Annotated in this window: 21 protein-coding genes; 17 read left to right on the top strand and 4 right to left on the bottom strand. The window is 30.1% G+C overall.

The genetic code is table 11. The features are described 5' to 3' along the window. The first annotated feature begins 104 nt into the window (after window positions 1–104). The 12 genes from ACK2WO_RS08250 to ACK2WO_RS08195 all read left to right on the top strand — a co-directional run bounded on the left by ACK2WO_RS08250 (window position 105) and on the right by ACK2WO_RS08195 (window position 10,446). Window positions 105–332, top strand: coding sequence for a DUF4318 domain-containing protein (locus ACK2WO_RS08250; protein ID WP_414697413.1), 228 nt, complete (start codon window positions 105–107; stop codon window positions 330–332). A 430-nt stretch (window positions 333–762) separates the two neighbouring features. Continuing rightward, window positions 763–2,415 carry a SulP family inorganic anion transporter gene (locus tag ACK2WO_RS08245; protein WP_414697412.1) on the top strand — a complete coding sequence of 551 codons (1,653 nt, stop codon included), beginning with the start codon at window positions 763–765 and terminating at the stop codon, window positions 2,413–2,415. A gap of 261 nt (window positions 2,416–2,676) precedes the next feature. Further along, window positions 2,677–3,258 carry an RNA polymerase sigma factor gene (locus ACK2WO_RS08240; RefSeq protein ID WP_414697411.1) on the top strand — a complete coding sequence of 194 codons (582 nt, stop codon included), beginning with the start codon at window positions 2,677–2,679 and terminating at the stop codon, window positions 3,256–3,258. After that, complete coding sequence (locus tag ACK2WO_RS08235; protein WP_414697410.1) at window positions 3,245–4,036, top strand: hypothetical protein; 792 nt, start codon at window positions 3,245–3,247, stop codon at window positions 4,034–4,036. Before ACK2WO_RS08240 ends, ACK2WO_RS08235 begins: the two co-directional genes overlap by 14 nt. Beyond that, window positions 4,037–4,729 carry a VanZ family protein gene (locus ACK2WO_RS08230; RefSeq protein ID WP_414697409.1) on the top strand — a complete coding sequence of 231 codons (693 nt, stop codon included), beginning with the start codon at window positions 4,037–4,039 and terminating at the stop codon, window positions 4,727–4,729. 184 nt (window positions 4,730–4,913) lie between these two features. After that, window positions 4,914–5,423 (top strand): VanZ family protein, encoded by a 510-nt coding sequence (locus ACK2WO_RS08225; RefSeq protein WP_414697408.1) that lies wholly within the window; start codon window positions 4,914–4,916, stop codon window positions 5,421–5,423. Between the two features lie 240 nt (window positions 5,424–5,663). Beyond that, the gene (locus ACK2WO_RS08220) at window positions 5,664–6,086 is read left to right on the top strand and encodes a YjdF family protein (RefSeq protein WP_414697407.1); all 423 of its coding nucleotides are present in this window, start codon (window positions 5,664–5,666) and stop codon (window positions 6,084–6,086) included. A 117-nt stretch (window positions 6,087–6,203) separates the two neighbouring features. Next, window positions 6,204–6,908 carry a response regulator transcription factor gene (locus ACK2WO_RS08215; RefSeq protein WP_006439527.1) on the top strand — a complete coding sequence of 235 codons (705 nt, stop codon included), beginning with the start codon at window positions 6,204–6,206 and terminating at the stop codon, window positions 6,906–6,908. A gap of 2 nt (window positions 6,909–6,910) precedes the next feature. Then, window positions 6,911–7,882: a sensor histidine kinase gene (locus tag ACK2WO_RS08210; protein ID WP_414697406.1), complete on the top strand. Its 972-nt coding sequence runs from the start codon at window positions 6,911–6,913 to the stop codon at window positions 7,880–7,882. Window positions 7,883–7,960: 78 nt separating this feature from the next. Beyond that, window positions 7,961–8,884: an ABC transporter ATP-binding protein gene (locus ACK2WO_RS08205; RefSeq protein ID WP_414697405.1), complete on the top strand. Its 924-nt coding sequence runs from the start codon at window positions 7,961–7,963 to the stop codon at window positions 8,882–8,884. Further along, entirely contained in the window at window positions 8,877–9,668 is a 792-nt protein-coding gene (locus tag ACK2WO_RS08200; protein WP_414697404.1) for an ABC transporter permease, read from the top strand. The genes ACK2WO_RS08205 and ACK2WO_RS08200 overlap by 8 nt, the downstream gene beginning before the upstream one ends. A 1-nt stretch (window position 9,669) precedes the next feature. Next, window positions 9,670–10,446 carry an ABC transporter permease gene (locus ACK2WO_RS08195; RefSeq protein WP_414697403.1) on the top strand — a complete coding sequence of 259 codons (777 nt, stop codon included), beginning with the start codon at window positions 9,670–9,672 and terminating at the stop codon, window positions 10,444–10,446. A gap of 188 nt (window positions 10,447–10,634) precedes the next feature. Here ACK2WO_RS08195 and ACK2WO_RS08190 read toward each other — a convergent pair whose 3' ends face one another. From ACK2WO_RS08190 to ACK2WO_RS08175, 4 genes are all read right to left on the bottom strand, one after another. Beyond that, complete coding sequence (locus ACK2WO_RS08190; protein ID WP_414697402.1) at window positions 10,635–11,147, bottom strand: GNAT family N-acetyltransferase; 513 nt, start codon at window positions 11,145–11,147, stop codon at window positions 10,635–10,637. 96 nt (window positions 11,148–11,243) lie between these two features. Then, window positions 11,244–12,674, bottom strand: coding sequence for an MATE family efflux transporter (locus tag ACK2WO_RS08185; RefSeq protein ID WP_414697401.1), 1,431 nt, complete (start codon window positions 12,672–12,674; stop codon window positions 11,244–11,246). A gap of 323 nt (window positions 12,675–12,997) precedes the next feature. Beyond that, window positions 12,998–13,870 (bottom strand): YitT family protein, encoded by an 873-nt coding sequence (locus ACK2WO_RS08180; protein WP_414697400.1) that lies wholly within the window; start codon window positions 13,868–13,870, stop codon window positions 12,998–13,000. 495 nt (window positions 13,871–14,365) lie between these two features. Continuing rightward, the gene (locus tag ACK2WO_RS08175; RefSeq protein ID WP_414697399.1) at window positions 14,366–16,153 is read right to left on the bottom strand and encodes an aminopeptidase P family protein; all 1,788 of its coding nucleotides are present in this window, start codon (window positions 16,151–16,153) and stop codon (window positions 14,366–14,368) included. A 408-nt stretch (window positions 16,154–16,561) separates the two neighbouring features. Between ACK2WO_RS08175 and ACK2WO_RS08170 the strand changes: the two genes are divergently transcribed. The 5 genes from ACK2WO_RS08170 (at window position 16,562) to ACK2WO_RS08150 (ending at window position 20,191) form a co-directional block, all read left to right on the top strand. After that, window positions 16,562–17,323 carry an acyl-CoA dehydratase activase gene (locus tag ACK2WO_RS08170; protein ID WP_414697398.1) on the top strand — a complete coding sequence of 254 codons (762 nt, stop codon included), beginning with the start codon at window positions 16,562–16,564 and terminating at the stop codon, window positions 17,321–17,323. A 226-nt stretch (window positions 17,324–17,549) separates the two neighbouring features. Continuing rightward, complete coding sequence (locus ACK2WO_RS08165) at window positions 17,550–18,158, top strand: NUDIX hydrolase (protein WP_414697397.1); 609 nt, start codon at window positions 17,550–17,552, stop codon at window positions 18,156–18,158. 43 nt (window positions 18,159–18,201) lie between these two features. After that, a complete protein-coding gene (locus ACK2WO_RS08160; RefSeq protein ID WP_414697396.1) occupies window positions 18,202–18,561 on the top strand; it encodes a GIY-YIG nuclease family protein in 360 nt (119 codons plus the stop codon). A gap of 226 nt (window positions 18,562–18,787) precedes the next feature. After that, on the top strand, window positions 18,788–19,096 hold the full coding sequence (locus ACK2WO_RS08155) for a PTS sugar transporter subunit IIB (protein ID WP_178411833.1): 309 nt from the start codon (window positions 18,788–18,790) through the stop codon (window positions 19,094–19,096). 15 nt (window positions 19,097–19,111) lie between these two features. Continuing rightward, window positions 19,112–20,191 carry an endonuclease/exonuclease/phosphatase family protein gene (locus tag ACK2WO_RS08150; protein WP_414697395.1) on the top strand — a complete coding sequence of 360 codons (1,080 nt, stop codon included), beginning with the start codon at window positions 19,112–19,114 and terminating at the stop codon, window positions 20,189–20,191. Window positions 20,192–20,326: the final 135 nt, after the last annotated feature.

Here is a 20,326-nt window from a genome sequence, read left to right as displayed (position 1 = left end):
ACTTACTTTAAATATATTGATTAGGCTTAAAAAGATAGTATAATAAAAATAAGAAAATAAATAATTGTTAATAATAAGATATTAATAAGAAAGAAGGTAATATTATGGGATTTTTTAAGAAAAGTATAATATTAGATATAGAAGATTCAACGAAACCTCGGAACTTAGTTGAAACAATAAAAGCAGTTGAAAAATACTGTGCTAAAAATAATCAAACTTGTAAATTTATATCAGATAATGAAGTTGAAATTGATGGTGTATTGTATGAAATTGCTGATCCAGAGGGAGTTGTTATGAGAGGAAATTACTTTGTCAAGATAAAAGAAAAGTAATATAAAATATCAAACTAAAAGGAGTGGATATATCCAAAATGATGTAGTTCCTCTACCAAAATCTTCATCTATTGAGAGAATGAAACAGAATATGGATATACTAGATTTTGAACTTGAAAAAGAAGATTTTGAAAAAATACTCAATATGGAAGAAACCGGATGGTCAGGATTAGATCCTGATAAATAAAAAATAATAGGTTTACATATAATTAAAAATGAATTTTCTAAAATAAAGTTTGCATTTTAACAATCATTTTTCTAAAAATTTATAAAATAAATGTTGAAATAAGCCTATTTAATTTGAAGTTAAAATGAATATAAATTATAAAATGAATTTAATACATATAAAAAAATCAAAATCCTTGAATATACTTATTAAAATGGTAAACTATTAATGTGATAATTAAAATATATTTGGGAGGAACTATTTATGAGAACTTTAAGACCAGAATTGGTCCATTCGATGAAGGGTTACTCAGCAAAGTCATTTACTAAAGACTTAACCGCTGGTATTATAGTAGCAATCATTGCACTTCCTTTATCGATAGCTCTTGCACTTGCGTCGGGTGTAAGACCTGAACAGGGGATTTATACGGCGATAATAGCAGGATTTTTAATTTCTGCACTAGGTGGTAGTAAAGTCCAGATAGCAGGACCTACTGCAGCATTTGCATCAATAGTAGCAGGGATAGTTGCCACAGACGGAATGGACGGACTAGTAGTAGCGACAATACTTGCAGGGATATTCCTTATACTTATGGGAATATTTAAAATGGGAAATCTAATCAAATTCATACCTTACACAATCACTACAGGATTCACTTCAGGAATAGCTGTAACTATATTTATCGGACAGGTAAAAGACTTTTTAGGTCTTACATTCGAAAATTCACCAATAGAAACAATTGAAAAAGTAACTGAAATTTTTAGAAGCATATCAACAATAAACACTACTGCTCTTTTAGTAGGAGTTATTTCATTAGCAATACTTATTATATGGCCTCATATATCTAAAAAAATTCCAGGATCGCTTATAGCAGTTTTAGTAAGTGCTGCATTAGTAAAAGTAATGGATTTAAATGTTAATACAATCGGTGATTTATACACAATTTCATCATCACTACCTCATTTTACAATGCCTACAGTTACATACGATACAGTTAGAAACGTGTTACCAGATGCGTTCACAATAGCAGTACTTGCTGCAATAGAATCACTTTTATCTTGTGTTGTTGCAGATGGTATGATTGGTAGTAGACACAATTCTAACATGGAACTTGTTGCACAGGGGATAGGAAATACAGCATCTGCTTTATTTGGTGGGATACCTGCAACAGGAGCAATAGCAAGAACTGCAGCAAATATCAAAAATGGAGGACGTTCTCCAATAGCTGGTATGGTTCATGCAATTGTACTTCTTATAACTCTACTATTATTAATGCCTTATGCTGCATTAATACCAATGCCTTGTATAGCTGCTATATTATTTATGGTTGCGTACAACATGAGTGAGTGGAGAGAGTTTGTAGATGTAATAAAAGAATCTCCAAAGAGCGATATAATGGTTCTTGTTGCTACATTTACATTAACAGTTGTATTTGACCTAGCTATAGCGATAGGATTTGGTTTAGTACTTGCTTCTGTACTATTTATGAGACGTATGGCAGATGTTACAGACGTTTACGGATGGAAATATATTGAAGAAGAGGACGAAAACTATGATGAAGATTCAGATACTGGAAACATATCACTAAGATACGTTCCAAAAGATGTACTAGTATTTGAAATAACAGGACCAATGTTCTTCGGAGCTGCGGATAAAATAAATAATGTAATATTTGATAAAACTAAGAAGGCGATAATTCTTAGAATGAGAAGTGTTCCTGCAATGGATACGACTTCACTTAATAAATTGAGAGAACTTCATGCAAAATGTAAGAAATACAATGTTGTGCTTATATTCTCTCATGTAAATGATCAGCCACTTCAGTTTATGGAAAAATCAGGATTTATAGATGACATAGGAAGAGAAAATGTATGTCCTTCTATAGATACTGCATTAGAGAGAGCTGAAAGTATATAGAGAATATATAAAAATATAGAGAATATGTAAAAATATAAATAAATATAAATGGAAAAGTGTCATACTTTACTTGATTAGTAAAAGGTGGCACTTTTTTTATACTTATTTTGCTCAAAAGAAAAATGAGTTATTATTGCTAAAAAAACTATTCAATAATATACTACTTTGTAGTAACCACAAAAATTTTTAAAAAAATTTATAAAATCTGTGAACCAAATACAAACGACTATGCTCTTATATACAGATGCATCGATAAAGGAGGTGTTAAGTTTGGAAGATAGAGAACTTGTTGAAAAAGTTGCCAATGGTGATTTTGAAGCATTTGAAGAGCTCTTTAACAAATACAAAGGTACCGCAATGAGAACTGCTTATCTAATATGTGGCAACAAAGCTACAAGTGAGGACATTGTTCAAGAAACATTTGTCCAATGTTATCTAAACATAGGCAGCCTTAAAAATCCGGATTATTTTAAAACTTGGTTTTACAAAATACTTACAAGAATGGCATGGAAACTTTCCAAATCAGATAAAAAGAATGTTCCAATTGATGAAATATTTGCAAAAGCAGAACGGGAGCAAAATCATGAAAGCGACAATATGACAAAGTGTCTGGAATCAGAAACTGTAGAAATTGTCAGAAGTGCTGTAAATAATCTCGATGAGAAGTATAGAGCTGTAGTTGTACTATATTATTTCAACGGATTTAGCGTAAAAGAAATCGCTAATATGTTGGATGTATTTGAAGGAACTGTTAAATCGAGACTTTTCAAGGCTAGAAGGCTTTTAAAGGGTAAGATTGAATCACTTAATTATTTTGGAGGTGTGAACTATGAAAAAGGATAATATAGATTTAAAAATAAGAAAAGCAATGGTAAAAATGTCTGAAGATGTTCAGCCTTCAGATGATATGTTCGAAAAAATAAAATCACAGATAGAATTTGAACAGAGTAGAAAGGAAAAGGTGGTTACTATGAAGAGAAATAGAAAAATGTTAAAAGTTGCATCAGTAGCATGTGCATTAATGATAACAACTGTAGGAGTATATGCAGGTGGAAAAGCAGTAGGATATTTTGGAAGCTCATCAAGCGTATATAAATATAAAGAAGTACCTACAATAGAACAGATGGAAAAAGAAACAGGAGTTAGAAAAGCTTTTGTAGATGAATTTGCAAATGGATATAAATTTGACGGAGCAGTTATTGAAGATTTAAATACAACTGGATCAAATGGAGATACATTAGATAAGACTAAAGCGATGAACCTAGTTTATAAAAAAGACGGTTCTCCAGAAATATTTGTAGATGCACATAAGACAATGCCATCAGAAATAGCTTTAGAAGAACAGAATGGATATAGAAATGTTGAAGTAAATGGAACAAAATTATTCGTCTCAACTACAAATATAAGATTTGTTCCACCTGAACACGAAAAAACAGCAGAAGAAAAACAGTTAGAAAAAGAAGGTAAGATGACTATATCTTACGGAAGTGATAAAGTTGAAGATAAAAAATCAGTTACAGTAGCTTGGGAAAAAGACGGTGTTAGATATTCAATATCTTCATTATCTGATGAAGGAATGCCAGAACAGACATTAATAGACATGGCAGAGGAATTAATATAGATGTTATCAGAACTTAAAGAAGCTATACTACACTACATACCAGTATTTCCAATAGTTTTATTCGTTTTATCAAGATATAAAATGAAAATATATGATTTAAAATTGTACTCGACAGGCAGAGTTTATGAAGGGAATGGGGATTCTAATCTCCATTTCCTTGCTTGCGTTGTATATACTTTTTTAATAACTGGTATGGTTTCAGCTGCTGGAATACCATCAGTAATAGATTTCGGCTTTGGAATAAATTATTTAAACTTCAACTTTATACCATTTGCTGTTAATGGGGTGAGTACAAATGTTTTAAATGTGATAATGTTTGTACCGTTTGGGTTAATGCTTCCAATTATGTGGAATGAGTTTGAATCTTTTAAGAAAACTGTAGAAGCAGGATTTTTATTCTCGCTATTTATAGAAATTACACAGATGTTTAACTTTAGAGCGACTGATGTAGACGATTTAATGATGAATACATTGGGAACAGTTATTGGATTTGGGATTTATTATATTTTATTTGTAAAGATTTTTAAAAATAAATCGGGCAAGGATAGTTTTAGAAGTAAGTTGAGAATGGGAAGTAGCTATAAATCTGTATTTTATAGTGGCTCAGAGTATGTAGACTTGACTGTGCTGACTATTGTTTCGTATGCGATAATTGGATCTTTAGTTAGAAATTACTGTTTTTTATTTATTTAGTTGTTCAAAAGGGCATTTGATAATTATTAAAAATAGTATTTGATGAAAATTTTCGGATGCTATTTTGAATTATTTTTTTATGTTGACAAATAAAGTGTACTATTTATATAATACACTTGTAAAAAGATGTATGATACGGCTAGTACACTTTTGAAATATAAATAGTAAAAAGGGAGTTGTTGTTATGAATGAAACGCTATTAAAATATAAAAAAGTTACATCAATTCTATTCATTGTGTACTTCTTGCTGCTTACATGGATTATCGTCTTCAAAACAGAATTTTCTATAAGTGGCTTAGTTACAGAAAGAAGTATAAACTTAATTCCGTTTAAAGAATCTGTGATTGTTAATGGCAAGATTTCATTTAGCGAGATTATAAACAATGCAATAGTATTTATTCCTGTTGGTGTGTTTACGGCTATGCTTGCAGATAATTGGAAGTTTATAAAAATGGCAGCTGTACCTTTTGGAATAAGTTTGGTTTACGAAATAATTCAGTATATATTTGCAGTTGGAGCATGCGATATAACTGATTTGATAAATAATACTTTAGGTGGGATTGTAGGGATATTGATTTTTAAACTACTGAGAAAAGTTCTTGGAGATAAGACATACAAGGTTGTAAATATTTTCTCTAGCGTGTGTGTGGTGCTGATAGTGATTATGATGGGAGCGTTAATATTCCTGAACTAGCAGAGAAAATTTTAAAAAACTAAGATGATGTAAGAAATTGAATCAGAAATATTTTTAATCTTTTAAAACATATTGAAAATTATTATAAAAAGATACTATAATAAAATTGAGTTAAATATACTCAACAACATAGATAAAAACACAGTTCGGTTGGTAGTCCGGACGCGGAATTTCCGTAAGTAACCTGCCTCCTTGGTTGTCCATTCTATGTATTTTACAATACATAAGGAGGAACAGGATATGAAGAAAATATCAGAAAAACTAACAATATTCTTTGAAGGGCCATTTTGGATTGGATTATTTGAGCAAACAATAGACGATAGGTATGAAGTTTGTAGAGTAGTTTTAAACACATCTGAGCCAAAGGATTATGAAGTTTATGAATATCTTCAAAAGAATTATTATAGTTTAAAATTCAGTCCTGCAATTTGTGGAGAAGTTATCTCTGAAAAGAAGATAAATCCTAAAAGAATGCAGCGAAAAATAAAAAGAGAAGTGCAAGGTAATTTTATTGGCCCTAAAGCTCAACAAGCTCTTAAATTGCAGCATGAACAGATTAAGAAGGAAAAGAAAATTGCTCGTAAGGAAAGAGTAGAAGCTGAAAAGGAAAGAAAAAGGGAAATCCACATATTGAAAAAGAAAGAAAAACATAAAGGTCATTAAAATAAAAAAGCTAGTTAACTTTATAAAGAGTTGACTAGCTTTTTTATTTTATAAGGTTAGTGCAAGATTACTATGTTATCATATTATTAAATACAGAAAAATTAAGGTGGTATTATTATGAAAAAAATATTAATAGCAGACGACGATAAAGAATTATGCAAACTACTACAAATAACACTAAAAAGTGAAAATATAGATTCTAAAATATGCTTTAGCGGAATAGAAGCGATAAACGAACTTGAAAAAGACGAATATATTATGCTGATCCTAGATGTTATGATGCCAGGATTAGACGGATTTAGAACACTTGAAATAGTTAGAGAAAATAGCGATATTCCTGTGCTTATGCTAACCGCAAAAGATGACACATCAAGCAAAGTCAAAGGACTTAGACTTGGAGCAGATGATTATATAACAAAACCGTTTAATACAGAGGAATTTCTGGCTAGAGTTGACTCATTGATTAGAAGATACAATATGAATAACAAACAGAGCAAAAACACAGAAGATTATAGAGAAAGTTTGTATTTTGAAGGATTAGAAATTTTACCTGATGAATACTCTGTAAAAACTGATAAAGGCATGATTGAATTATTACCAAAGGAATTTGATGTTTTGTACTTTTGTGCAATTAATCAAGGTAGAATACTTACTAAAAAACAGATATATGAAGCTGTATGGAATGAAAGTTATGCATTTGACGACAATAATATAATGTCAGTAATAAGCAGGATAAGAAAGAAAATAGAAGAAGATTCTTCAAATCCTAAATACATCCAAACTGTGAAGGGCATAGGATATAGATTTAATAAGGGGGTATAAGTATGCAAGTTTTGTATTTCTTACTGGCAATCTCTTTACTTTTAAATATAGTTTTGTGCAGCAAGGTAATATCTATAAATAATAAGATATCTCAATCGAATGAAGTATTGGATGATATAAAAAAAGGCAATGGAAATAGGAAGATATTATCAAAAGATGAGGATAATTTTTCTGAAATAATATATAAAATAAACGAGATTGTATATATATATGAGGAAAAGTTGGCAGAATTTAGAAAAAAGGAAAATGCGAATAATCAGCTATTGACTAGTCTTTCTCACGATATAAGAACTCCTCTAACATCTATAATTGGATATACCGATGCAATAAAAAAAGAATTATTAAAGGATGGTTTAAATGACAAATACGATTTACAAAATGCAATTGAAAATCATAACACTTTAGAAAATAATAAAATTATAGAAAATTATATAGATATTGTAAGAGAAAAATCTTACTCTCTTAAAGAATATTTGGATAATGTATTTGATTGGTTTAAATTAAATTCCAATGAATTCTACTTAGATTTAAAGGATACTGAAATTACTGAGCTTAGTAGAAATATTATAAAAAGCTGGATTGTGATATTTGAAGAAAAGGATATAGATTTTGATATAGAAATAGAAGAGAAAGAGATAATATGCAACTTAGATCAAAATGCTTATGCAAGGGTTATAAATAATATAATCCAAAATGCAGTTGAGCACAGCAAGACTAAAAAAATTCAAATTTCAATCAAAGAAGAATTTAGAAAAATATTTATAACTATAAAAGATTTTGGAGTAGGTATAGAGCCTGATGATTTGGAGCATATTTTTGACAGACTTTACAAATGCGACAAGGCTAGAAATAAAGTCGGAAGCGGATTAGGACTTTACATTACTAAGGAACTTATAGAGAAAATGAACGGTTGTATAAACGTAGAAAGCGAAGTTGGAGAAGGAACAGAATTTGAAATCACCTTAGAGATATAAGGTTTATGCAAGGTTGGTGCAATGTATATGTTAGGTTTAAGTATTACAATTTAATTAAAGAAAGAGAGGCGATTATATATGAGTGAATATGTAATAGAAACAAAAGGATTAACTAAAGAATACAATGGAAAAAGAAGTGTTTCTGATTTAAACCTACATATAAAAAAGGGAAGAATATACGGACTTTTAGGTAGAAATGGAGCAGGTAAGACTACAACAATGAAGATGATTTTAAATCTTATAGATTCATCTGCTGGAGAAGTCATCGTATTTGGAAAAAGTATGAAAAAACACAACAAGGAAATTCTACCAAGAATAGGCTGCTTAATAGAATCTCCTGGATTTTATCCAAATTTAACCGGTACAGAAAACTTAAAAATATTTGCTCAGCTTAGAGGTATTCCTAAAAGAAATGCTATAAAAGAATCACTAGAGCTAGTTGGGCTAAAATATAATGATAAAAAGTTGTTTTCACAGTATTCTATGGGTATGAAGCAAAGACTTGCAATAGCACTTGCTGTTATGCATGATCCTGAGATTTTAATATTAGATGAGCCAATAAATGGACTTGATCCTATAGGAATAGCAGAAGTTAGAACTTTTATAAGAAAATTATGTACTGAAAAAGGCAAAACAATTCTAATTTCTAGCCATATTTTATCTGAGATAGAGCTTATTGCGGATGATATTGGAATTATAGATAATGGAGTTTTGTTGGAAGAGGAAAGTTTAGAAGAATTAGAAAATAGAAATAAAAAATACATCAAATTAGTTACACCTAATGATTCAAAAGCGGTTAAAGTTTTAGAAGCATGTTTTAATATTAAAAATTATTCTGTTGAAAAGAACGGAACTATAAAAATATACGATTTAGATTTAGTTATTCCAGAGTTGATTAGAGAGCTTGTGAAGGAAGGGATTGCTGTAGAAGAAATACGGATGAAAGAGGATACACTTGAAGATTATTTCAAGAGAATAACTGGGGGTGCTGGAATTGCTTAAACTAGTTAAATGCGAATTTTTAAAATTGAAGAGGAAAAAATTTATCCCTATTGGAGTAATATTTTCTTTACTTTTTCCAATAGCACTCACTTTTATCGTAAAGGGACAGTTTGTTTCAGGAGAGTATCTGAGCCAAAAGGACGCATTTGATTCCTTATTTGACATGGTTATAGTGTACGGAATGCAGTTTTTACTTCCTTGTATGTTGGGAATACTTGCAGCTGTAATTTTCTTTGAAGAAAGAGATAATGACACCTTTAAAAATCTAAAAGCAATCCCTATAACATCAACGCAACTAGTAATTTCCAAGATTATTTTAATGCTTATTTGTTCGATTATATTCTGCTTACTATCATGTATAGCAGCAGGAATTTGCGGATTAATCTTCTTTGAATTAAATGATTTTGGATATAAGTTATTAATCTCTGCTGAAATGGGCATACTTATGGGTATAGGTATTTTACCTTTAGTGGTTGTTGTCGTATATTTTAGCAAAACATATATTTTTTCAATTTTGCTATGCGTATTTTGGACTAGCTTGAATACATTGATAACAGCGATGTATGATGTTTTACCTAAGTTTGTATTATGGATTTTACCAATTCCACTTTCTATGTTCTGGTCGTCAAAAGAGCTACTTGAAAGAGGAATGGTATTAGACTTGTCAGAATTTCAAAAGCTTAATTTATTACCAAGCACTTTAGAAACATTTGCCATATTAGGAGTGATTGGTATAATTTCAATATTCTTAATTGATTACATATATAGAAAGAGAAGTGAGTAGTATGATTACTATAATAAAAACAGAATTTTTAAAATTAAAAAGATACAATATTATATTATCTGGGATTTTTATGATGCTTTTATCTGTAGTACTTACTATATTCACATCTACTGCAAATGATGGATCATTTTGGGATTTTAGATATTTATACGAGCAAGTGATTAAAAACAATATGACATTGATATTCCCAGTTTGTATTACGTTGATTTCAGGGTATATCATGAACAGAGAATACGAAAATGATACAATGAAAAATATACTTACTGTTCCTATTTCATATAAGAAGCTAGTATTTTGTAAGTTGATTGTTTGTGGAGTAGTATCTATATTATTTGGAATTTGTTGCTTTATTTTTACGATAATAGGAGAAAAAGTTATGAATTATACTGGATTTACAGTGAAATATGCTATAGAAGCGTTGTTTAGCATAACTGCAAACAGTTTATTCCTTTATATTGCAACAATGCCGATAATAGTATTATCTTGGAGAAAGCAAAAGGGATACTTAGTAGGTGCAATAGCAGCATTTGTCTATGGGTATTCTGGATTACTAGCATCATCAAAAATGGCTCTAGCAAACATATATCCAATAACTGCAACATTAGGATTAATAGGATATAGAAGCTACGACGTAAGCGTAAATTGGAACATAGGACTAAACATAACATCAATCACCTTAATGATATTACTATCTATACTAATAACAATAAAATCCAACATAAACCTAGACAACTCAAAAGAGAAAAAGAAAAAGGTTAAAACAAAAAAAGGATGGTAAAATTTATTATAAAGATAAACTATTCTTAGTTTTTTAAAAGGTAAATCCATAGTAAAAAAATGGGACAAGAGAAATAACTACTCTAAAGCGACAATACTGCAAGCGCCTCGCAACCTATAAATGTATTACATAAATGGGCGAGGCGCTGAAGCCTGGAGCAAAGAGTAGTTATTCTCTTGTCCTTTATTTTAGTGTAAATTTACCTTTCCTTTTACTCCACGGAATCCTCCTGTACAAGTAGGGCAAGCTAGTACAAGTTTGTCATCTATTCCGGATACATTCTCTATATCATATTCAGCAGTTTCAATAAATCCAAACTTACCAAAATACTCAGGATCTCCAACGACAAAAGCTCCTGGATAACCAAGCTCTGCAGCCATCATACAAGCATTGCAGATAAGCATTCCACCGAGTTTATTATCTCTTTCATCTTTTGCTACGACAATCTGTTCAATTCTAACTCCATGGAAGACTCCACCATCGTCAGTTTCAACATCCTGCTTAGAAAGTATTACATGTCCTATTATTTTACCGTCTTTTTCAGCTACAAATTCACATTCAGGAACATAAGTATCTCTATTTCTTACACCACAAACTAACTCCCGTTCATCTCCTGTTGAATTTTTAGCTGTTTCAAATGCATTTTTTACAAGATTGTATATTTCTTCAAAATCTGATTCATTTACATTTCTTATTAACATTTTAAATAATTCCTTTCTAAATTGCATATTCATGAAAATACTATATTCATTAAATCTATTTTTTAGAATATAAACTTTTCATACTATTATTATAGTCTATTTATCTAATTTTGTAATCCATTTACCACTACTGAATCGTATAAATACAAGCAGTGTTCTTAAAAGCTGGTCTGCCATAATTGCAATCCAAGCACCTTCAAGCCCCATGCCAAATCCATAAATCATTACAATTGCAAGTGTTGGTCTTAAGAATAGGGAAGTAACTGTTACTATTACAGCAGTTGCCTTAGTATCGCCAGCACCTCTTAAAATACCACTTATGATAAACTGAGAGCCTTGAGGAATCTGTATAATAGACACCATGATAAGAAGTCTAGCACCTAGATTTACTATCTCAGGATCAGGATTGTAAAGTGATATTATTTCTTTTGGGAATACAAAGAATAAAATCATAAGTATAATAGAAACTACAGTTCCCATTCTTCTTGAGCGTGTTGCGTATAAATTCGCCATATCGGCTCTTTTTTTACCTAAGCTTTGACCTACTAGAGAAGTTGCAGAAACTGCAAATGCCTGACCATTCATAAATGAAAGCGCCCGTATATTCATACATACATTGTGAACCGCAAATGCCAATGTTCCAAGTGATGCGACTGTTTTTGCAAAGGCTATAAAACCTACACGCATAACTAACTGCTCGATAAGCGCTGGAACACCTATATCTGAAATTGCAGCCATCATTTTAAAATTAGGTTTTAATCCATCTTTAACTCTAAATCTTACATAATTTCTATGTCCAGTAACTGCAACACAAGCCATGATAAATGCTACGAACTGCCCTAAAATTGTGGCAAGTGAAGCACCAGCAACTTCTAATGTTGGGCATCCAAAGTTTCCGTAGATTAATGCATAGTTTAAAATCACGTTTGCTAAGTTTCCTATTAAATTATAAATCATAGCTGTTTTGGAATTTCCTGCACCTCTAAGTGCTGCTGTAATTGTACCTGTAAGAGCAAGTGGAAGGATTCCAAGCATTTGTATTTTTAAATATTCTGTACCTTCTTTTAAAGAAAGAGCATCAGTAGCACCCATAAATTTTATAATAGGTTCTGCTGTTACAAACATTAATATTGAAATTAACGCCGATATAAAAATATTTACTAAAATTGCCTGCCTCAAAACGAGATTTGCCTTTTCTTGTTTTCCTTGTCCTTTGCTACGAGCGACTAGGGCAGTTGTACCGACATTTATAGATGTTATAATTGATATTATTAGGAATTTTGGTTGAGTAGTAAGACCTACAGCAGTAAGAGCTGAGGCTCCAAGACGACCGACCATTATCATATCGACCATAGAAGCTAACTGAGTTAGCATAAGTTCTAAAAGAGAAGGCCATGCTATTGTGATAATGTCTTTGTAAAGCATTTTGGAAGTAATACCTGAAGGTATAACTTTCCCTGAATTTAAATAGGTTTGTGTGGTTTCTCCAGCTTCCAATAAATCTAATGCGAGTTGTTGTTGTTTCAATTTTTGTCCCCCCTTTTAATATTTAGTTTTTTATCCTCTTATTATAAATTATATCACTTGAATATACTATTTTCTATAAATTCACAAAAGTTATTAGTTAAAATATTTATATTATAAAATAAATATATAGAAATATGCGAATAATTTATAATATGGATAAAACCGATTTATAATTAATATCATTCAATTAAAAATAAAAAAATGGCATTAAATCCAACTGGATAAAATGCCATTAAAATTCTTTTTAGAAACTTAAAAGATAAAAAATATTATTAAAAATATATAATTAAAAATATATTTTAAAAGTATGTATATTTATCTATTTAGTTTTCTATATATTCTTTTTTGAATGTAAATCCTTTACCATGAACTTCATTTACTTTACTTACTATCATAAATGCATTTGGATCTATTTCAAGAACCTTGCTATTTAAAGAAGGAAGCTCTCTATTAGAAATAACAGTTAGTACAACTGGATATTCATTTTTCATATATCCTGTTTCTGCCTGAAGAAGAGTAGTACCTCTGTCTATTTCTGTTGAAATCATAGTATTTATTTTTTCGTATTCTTTAGATACTATTTTAACCTGAGTCTGAGATTTACCCATAACAAGCACATTATCAAGTACTAAAGTATAAGTCATAACTAGAAGTATTCCGTATAATACCATTTCTTTGTTTGTAAATAACATCTGAGAAAGAAGTATTAAGAAATCAAAGAAATACATACTTACAGATACTGGAATACCAACCTTTTTGTTTATAACTAGAGGAGGAATATCCATACCACCAGTAGATGCACCACATTTAATAACTATACCTATAGCAACACCTATCATAATACCAGCACATAAAACAGCAAGTAAATTATCACTTGTCATACCACCATAACCGATTGTCTTTTCAAAGAAAGCAAATGCAGTAGGGTAGAAGAATGTACTTATTAAAGTAGAAAGTGCGAACTTCTTACCTAAAACAAATAAACCTACAAGGAACATAACTCCATTAAAAACAAAAATGAATCCAGACATTGGTATACCAAACTGATTGTATAATAACAATGAAAGCCCTGTAGTCCCTCCTGTAATAAGATTATTTGGTACTATAAACAGAACAACTGCTAAAGCATAAATAGCATTCCCTATAAGAATTGCTACTATATTGAAAATAGTCTTCCATGAAAAATTCTCTTTCATACATAACCTCCTTATTAAATTGTATTTTCTGAAAATAAAATATATTCCAATATTATCTTAAAAAGATAAGTACAAAAACTCACTATTACTAATTATATAATTAAAATCGACTTAATTCAACACAAATAACAAATCTTATAAACTAAAATATATCAAAAAATAACTAATCAAATAAATAAAAAATAATAAAATAAATATATTCAACTATTATCAACTTCATTCAATACATATAGAGCTATATAAAATGAATAAAATTATATAGTTCTATTTGTATAAAAGGTGCTGTTCAATCTTTGCGATGAGACTTTTGAGCAAGTAATCACAAATTAATTTACAGCGACAATACTGCAAGCGCCCCATACATTGAAAAAATTTATATAATTGTATGGGGTGCTGAAGCCTGGAGCGTAAATAATTGTGATTACTTACTTATAAAAAAGGCCATTGCAAAATTGCAACAGCCTCTATATTAATAGTAAATATAATTTTATTTAATTATATAGCTCTAGTGTATCCTTTTAACCATTCTCTTTCTTCTTCAGTTAAGTGTGGTCCTATTTTTTCGAATACCTGTCCATGGTACCAGTTTAGATAATCTCTTTCTTCTTTAGTCATAAGTTCTGGATCTATACCATCTAAGTCGATTGGAGCAAATGTTATAACTTCGAAGTTCATAAACTGTCCGTATAAGTTCTTTTCAGCTTTTTTACAAACTATTTCGTTTTCTATTCTTATACCATGAGATCCTTCTATATAAACACCTGGTTCGTTAGTAGTTATCATACCTTCTTCAAGAACAGCAGAGTCAAATCTTTCAGGAACTAATCTCCATCTGAATCCGTTTGGAGCTTCGTGAACGTTAAGAACATGACCTATACCATGTCCAGTACCGCACTGATAGTCTATTCCCATTTTCCACATAACCCCTCTACAAAGTATGTCAAGGTTGTATCCGTGGCATCCGTATAAGAATTTAGCTAATGATAAGTTTATCATACCTCTAACAACAGAAGTGAAGTGAAGTTTTAATTCATCAGTTAATTCACCTAATACGAATGTTCTAGTTATATCAGTTGTACCATCTAAGTACTGTCCACCTGAATCTAATAAGTATAAGTGTTCTGGTTTTAATTCTACATCAGTTTCTGGAGTAGAAGAGTAGTGCATCATAGCAGCGTGTTCTTTGTAAGCTGATATACTTCCGAATGAAGTATCGAAGAAGTCTTTCTGTTCAGCTCTTAATTCCTGTATTTTAGCCTGAGCAGTAAGTTCTGTTATGCCACCTTTAGCTACGTTATTTTTTAACCAGTACATGAATTTAGTTATAGCAACACCGTCTTTTATATGAGCGTTTCTTGTACAAGCAAGTTCTGTTTCGTTTTTGCAAGCTTTGAAGAATAAAGATGGGTTGTAATCAACTATTTTTTCTGCAACTATATTGTTGAATATAGCGTAGTTTAATTTAGTTCCATCAACTAAAACTTTTTCTCCTGCTGGTATACCTTTAACAAATTCGTATACATCGTTGTAAGGTAATATTTCTATATTTTCAGCTACGAATATAGCTTTTAAATCTTCAGGTAATTTAGTTTCATCTAAGAATAAGCAAACTTTGTCAGCAGTTATAACAGTGTAAGCTAAAACAACTGGACTGTGAGCTACGTCTCCACCTCTCATATTGAATATCCAAGCGATATCATCAAGAGTAGTTATTACGTGATGAGAAGCACCTTTTTCAGCCATTTTTTCTCTTATTCTAGTTAATTTAGAAGCTATACTTTCACCAGTGAATTTAACATCTAAAGCAAAAGCTTTTGCATCAGATAAAGCTGGTCTTTCTGTCCATATTTCATCTATTAAATCATACTGATATTCTATTTTTATATTTTTTTCAGCTAAAACAGCAGTAAGTTCATTTCCTTCGTTAGCAGATATAACTCTACCGTCAAATCCTAGAACAGATCCTTCTGAAAGGTTAGCAACTAAGAATTCAGTTGTAGTAGGGAATCCTTCTACACCCATTTTCATTAATTCTATTCCAGTTCCTTCTAACTGTTTTTCAGCCTGTATGAAGTATCTTCCGTCAGTCCAAAGTCCTGCAAAATCTTTAGTTACTATAACAGTACCAGCTGAACCATTGAATCCACTTATGAATTCTCTTGATTTAAAGTATTCTCCAACATATTCACTCTGATGGAAGTCAGCTGATGGTATCATGTATGCATCTATATTTTTTGATGCCATGATTTCTCTTAATTTAGATAGTCTTTCTCTTATATCCATTTTTTTACCCTCCGTAAAAATATCTATTCTTTTGTACCAAAAGATACGTTTTCTTAAAAGTACAAATTTAGAATACCATTTTATCATGATTTATACAACTGTTCTGAAAATACATGAAATTTTAAAAATATTGGAATTTCAACATATTCAAAATTTATAGTAAAAAAATATAAATTAATAGAAATCTATAATTTTTTTGTATGACAATTTCGTTTGAAAATTATGATAGAATGTATCAAAATAAGCTAAATATAAGATAATTTACTATTGTTTCACTATATGTTATCATAGATATTGTCTATTACAATATCATATAAAACTATGATAGAATATAGAGGTAAGCTATAAATAAAAATAATTAATAAAAATATCATATATATTTATAAAAAGTGGGAGGAATTTAAAATAATGTACAGTATAGGAGTAGATTCAGGATCAGTTGCAACAAAAGGGGTTCTATTTGACGGAGAAAAAATAGTAAAAAAAATAATCGTTCCAACAGGATGGAGTCCAATGACAACTGCTAATGAAGTTTATGAAAAATTAAAAGAAGGAATAGCAGATGATGAAATAAAAAAAGTTGTAGGAACTGGATATGGTAGAGGAGTAATGGATTTTGCGGATAAAAAAGTTACTGAGATAACTTGCCATAGTAAAGGAATACATTTTATAAATAATGATGTAAGAACTATACTTGATATAGGTGGACAGGATAGTAAAGTTATAAATCTTGATGAAGACGGAAATGTAGTAAACTTTTTAATGAATGATAAATGTGCTGCAGGTACAGGAAGATTCTTAGAAGTTACTTCTAATATATTAGGAAGTGATATAACAAAAATAGATGAATTAGCAAAAGGAAATCATCCAGTAAATATATCTAGTATGTGTACTGTTTTTGCTGAATCAGAAATAGTAAGTTTATTAGCTCAGAACGTTCCAACTGGAGAAGTTGCTGCAGGTATATTAAAATCAATAGCTAATAAATCTACATCTATGTTATCAAGAGGAGAAATAGTAGAAAAAGTTGCATTCACTGGAGGACTTGCAAAAAGTAGTGAACTTGTTAGAATGATTTCTGAAATAATAGGAAAAGAAATATTCTTAGCTGAAGACACTCAGATAATAGGTGCATTAGGTGCTGCTGTTATAGGATTTGGAAGAAGATAAATTATTAAGGCTGTTGCAGTTTTGCAATGGCCTTTTTTGATATATAATCACAATTATTTGCTCTCCAGTCCTCAGTGCACCATATGTATAAATATTTGAAGTGAAAAGCGATAAATGTTATTAAACCTTGTCAACAACTTTAAAATATTGATATAATCGAATTATATAATTAATATAAAATAATTATCTTTTCAAATAAAATTTACAAATGAGAAGGGGATTAAAAATGAGACAGAAAAAAATAAAAAAACTAACTCCTATACGGAAGTCTAAATATTTAAGTATGTATGAAATGAAATACGAATCTAAGGATAAATCTGAAAAAACTTGGATGTTAGCTACAAGAAAATCAGAAGAAGAGCTTAATGAGATGTATTTTGGAAATGGAAATGACAGGGATGATGCAGTTGTAATGGTTCCTTATCATATAGAAGAGGATAAACTTGTAATAATAAGAGAATATCGTGTGCCTTTAGATGACTATGTTTACTCACTTCCAGCAGGACTTATAGATCCAGGTGAAGATATAGAAGTTTGTGCAAGAAGAGAATTAAAAGAAGAAACTGGATTAGACCTTGTTGAAATAAATAAAATGGATAGTGGTTTTGGTTTATATCCATCTCCAGGTATGACAGATGAGTCATTTTCACTACTTTATTGTACTTGCAAGGGTGAACCATCTAATGAATATCTTGAGCCAACAGAAGAAATCCAGACTTTACTAATAGACAGACAGCAGGCTGTTGAAATATTAAAAAGTAAAGCAAATATGGATGTAAAAGCATTCTTAGCATTACAGATATTTATATCTGTCGGTAAAGATAATGAAAATTAATAATTAGTATAGAATAAAAGAAGAATAGATTGGATAGAATGTATTGAAGATTTTTTACACATATATAATAAGATGCAAAAATAATACCTTATACACGGGCTATACAACCGACATAAAAAGACGAATGATAGAACACACAGAAGGTAAAAACTGTAAGTATACTAAAAATTATGGATTTAGCAGATTAGAGGTTTATTTTGAAAGTAGTAGCAGAAAAACAGCTATGAAGCTGGAGTGTTATATAAAAAAATTAACTAGGGCTAAGAAATTAAAAATAATAGAAAATCCGAATATTTTAGTAGAAATGTTTCTAAAAGATAAGGAAGAAGAGATACGAGTTGGAAGTATAGGTGTGGATATAATTAACAATGAAGTACATGAATTTAAAAATGTTATAGATTAAGAAAAATCTATAATAAATAAAGATAACAAATTACAAATACACGAACTATTATAATATTGACAGATTGTTTATTGGGTTTATAATATATATTATAAGACAATCAGATTTAAAAATAGTTCGTGTATTTATGAAAATAGAGATATTTACATAAAACAGAGCTATTATTAAAATTATAAAATTTAAACTTTTATAAATTAAAATAAAGTGGAAGGATATTAATAAACTTATGAAAATAGTAGTTGCATGTACTGGTGGAATGTCTACGGATATATTAGTAGACAGAATGAAAAAAGAGGCAGAGAGTAGAAGTATAGCTTGTGATATACAGGCAATTCACAGAAATAAAATAGAGGAAGTTCTTTCAAATAATGATATAGATTTACTTCTTTTAAGTCCACAGCTTAGAGGAGAATTTGAACGTATAAAGGCCTTTGCTCCAGGCGAAACAAAAGTAGAAATGTTAGATATGGTAAAATTTGGTGCTTGCGATGGGCACGCTACACTTAATTTTGCTATGGATTTGATAAACGAATAGGATAAGGGTTAAAACTTGAAAAAGGTTCTTAAAAAAATAACTAAGGTAATGGCTGCTGTATTTACTACAGTGGCTCTGCTTTTATGTGCTTATTTAATTTGGCTTACAGTATCAGATTATCAGCCACTATATAAGGAAAATCTTGTAATAGCACATGATGGAGATGAGGAAAAGGTTGCCCCTGGTAAGGAATATTCTATTACAACGTATAATATTGGCTTTGGAGCATATAGCCAAGATTTTGATTTTTTCATGGACGGTGGAACAGAATCTAAAGCAAAGGATAAAGAAACCGTACTAAAAAATATAAAAGGTTCAGTAAATGAATTGAATAAAATAGATCCTGATTTTGCATTTGTTCAGGAAATAGATATAGATAGCTCGAGAAGTAGAAAAACAGATCAAAGAGTACTTGTTGCACATGGACTAGATGATGAGTACACAAACTGCTTTGCTTTTAACTATAAGGTACCATATATAATTTATCCATTTAATGATATGCATGGTAAAGTGTCTGCAGGACAGGGTACATATAGCAAATATAAGTTTGAAACGGCTGAGAGAATATCTCTTCCAACAGATCAGAGTTGGCTTGCTAGATTATTTGGTCTAGATAGATGTATGATAGTTAATAGAGTAAAAACATCAAATAATAAAGAGCTTGTTTTAATAAACCTTCACATGTCAGCATATGATAAAGGCGGAGAATTTAGACAGAAGCAGCTAAATATGCTAGAGGAAGTTTTACAGGATGAATACAAAAAAGGAAATTATGTAATAGCTGGTGGAGATTGGAATCATGTAATTCCAACTACAGATATAAATAAATTTGCAAAAACTGAGGAAAGACCAAATTGGTACGATTATATTCCAGAAAACTTTAGTCCAAAAGGATATAGATTTGAAGTTGATGAAAATATTGCTACTAATAGAACAGCTGGAATTCCTTATGATAAAGATGTGAACTTCACAGCAATTATAGATGGTTTTATTGTGTCTGATAATATAGATGTAGTTGCTAAAAAGGGTAGCGACTTACAATTTAAATACTCTGACCACAATCCAACTACAATAGAATTTAAAATAAAAAATTAATAAATTTATTTTAGGAGATGCTTATATTTAATTCATCTCCTTTTTTATTTTAAGAATATAGTATTAAATTATACATAAAATCTATTTTAAGCAGATATTTTTTTAGTTAAACAAAATATTTTGACACTTCTATTG

The sequence above is a fragment of the Peptacetobacter sp. AB845 genome, from assembly GCF_047528295.1.
GTDB lineage: Bacteria > Bacillota > Clostridia > Peptostreptococcales > Peptostreptococcaceae > Peptacetobacter.
Note: the sequence above shows the minus strand (reverse complement) of the source record. Positions and strands in the feature narration are given on the sequence as shown.

Coding starts and splice junctions, on each gene's coding strand:
- ACK2WO_RS08250 (WP_414697413.1), top strand. CDS start 105: ATGGGATTTTTTAAGAAAAGTATAATATTAGATATAGAAGATTCAACG.
- ACK2WO_RS08245 (WP_414697412.1), top strand. CDS start 763: ATGAGAACTTTAAGACCAGAATTGGTCCATTCGATGAAGGGTTACTCA.
- ACK2WO_RS08235 (WP_414697410.1), top strand. CDS start 3,245: ATGAAAAAGGATAATATAGATTTAAAAATAAGAAAAGCAATGGTAAAA.
- ACK2WO_RS08230 (WP_414697409.1), top strand. CDS start 4,037: ATGTTATCAGAACTTAAAGAAGCTATACTACACTACATACCAGTATTT.
- ACK2WO_RS08225 (WP_414697408.1), top strand. CDS start 4,914: ATGAATGAAACGCTATTAAAATATAAAAAAGTTACATCAATTCTATTC.
- ACK2WO_RS08220 (WP_414697407.1), top strand. CDS start 5,664: ATGAAGAAAATATCAGAAAAACTAACAATATTCTTTGAAGGGCCATTT.
- ACK2WO_RS08215 (WP_006439527.1), top strand. CDS start 6,204: ATGAAAAAAATATTAATAGCAGACGACGATAAAGAATTATGCAAACTA.
- ACK2WO_RS08210 (WP_414697406.1), top strand. CDS start 6,911: ATGCAAGTTTTGTATTTCTTACTGGCAATCTCTTTACTTTTAAATATA.
- ACK2WO_RS08205 (WP_414697405.1), top strand. CDS start 7,961: ATGAGTGAATATGTAATAGAAACAAAAGGATTAACTAAAGAATACAAT.
- ACK2WO_RS08195 (WP_414697403.1), top strand. CDS start 9,670: ATGATTACTATAATAAAAACAGAATTTTTAAAATTAAAAAGATACAAT.
- ACK2WO_RS08190 (WP_414697402.1), bottom strand. CDS start 11,147: ATGTTAATAAGAAATGTAAATGAATCAGATTTTGAAGAAATATACAAT.
- ACK2WO_RS08180 (WP_414697400.1), bottom strand. CDS start 13,870: ATGAAAGAGAATTTTTCATGGAAGACTATTTTCAATATAGTAGCAATT.
- ACK2WO_RS08175 (WP_414697399.1), bottom strand. CDS start 16,153: ATGGATATAAGAGAAAGACTATCTAAATTAAGAGAAATCATGGCATCA.
- ACK2WO_RS08170 (WP_414697398.1), top strand. CDS start 16,562: ATGTACAGTATAGGAGTAGATTCAGGATCAGTTGCAACAAAAGGGGTT.
- ACK2WO_RS08165 (WP_414697397.1), top strand. CDS start 17,550: ATGAGACAGAAAAAAATAAAAAAACTAACTCCTATACGGAAGTCTAAA.
- ACK2WO_RS08155 (WP_178411833.1), top strand. CDS start 18,788: ATGAAAATAGTAGTTGCATGTACTGGTGGAATGTCTACGGATATATTA.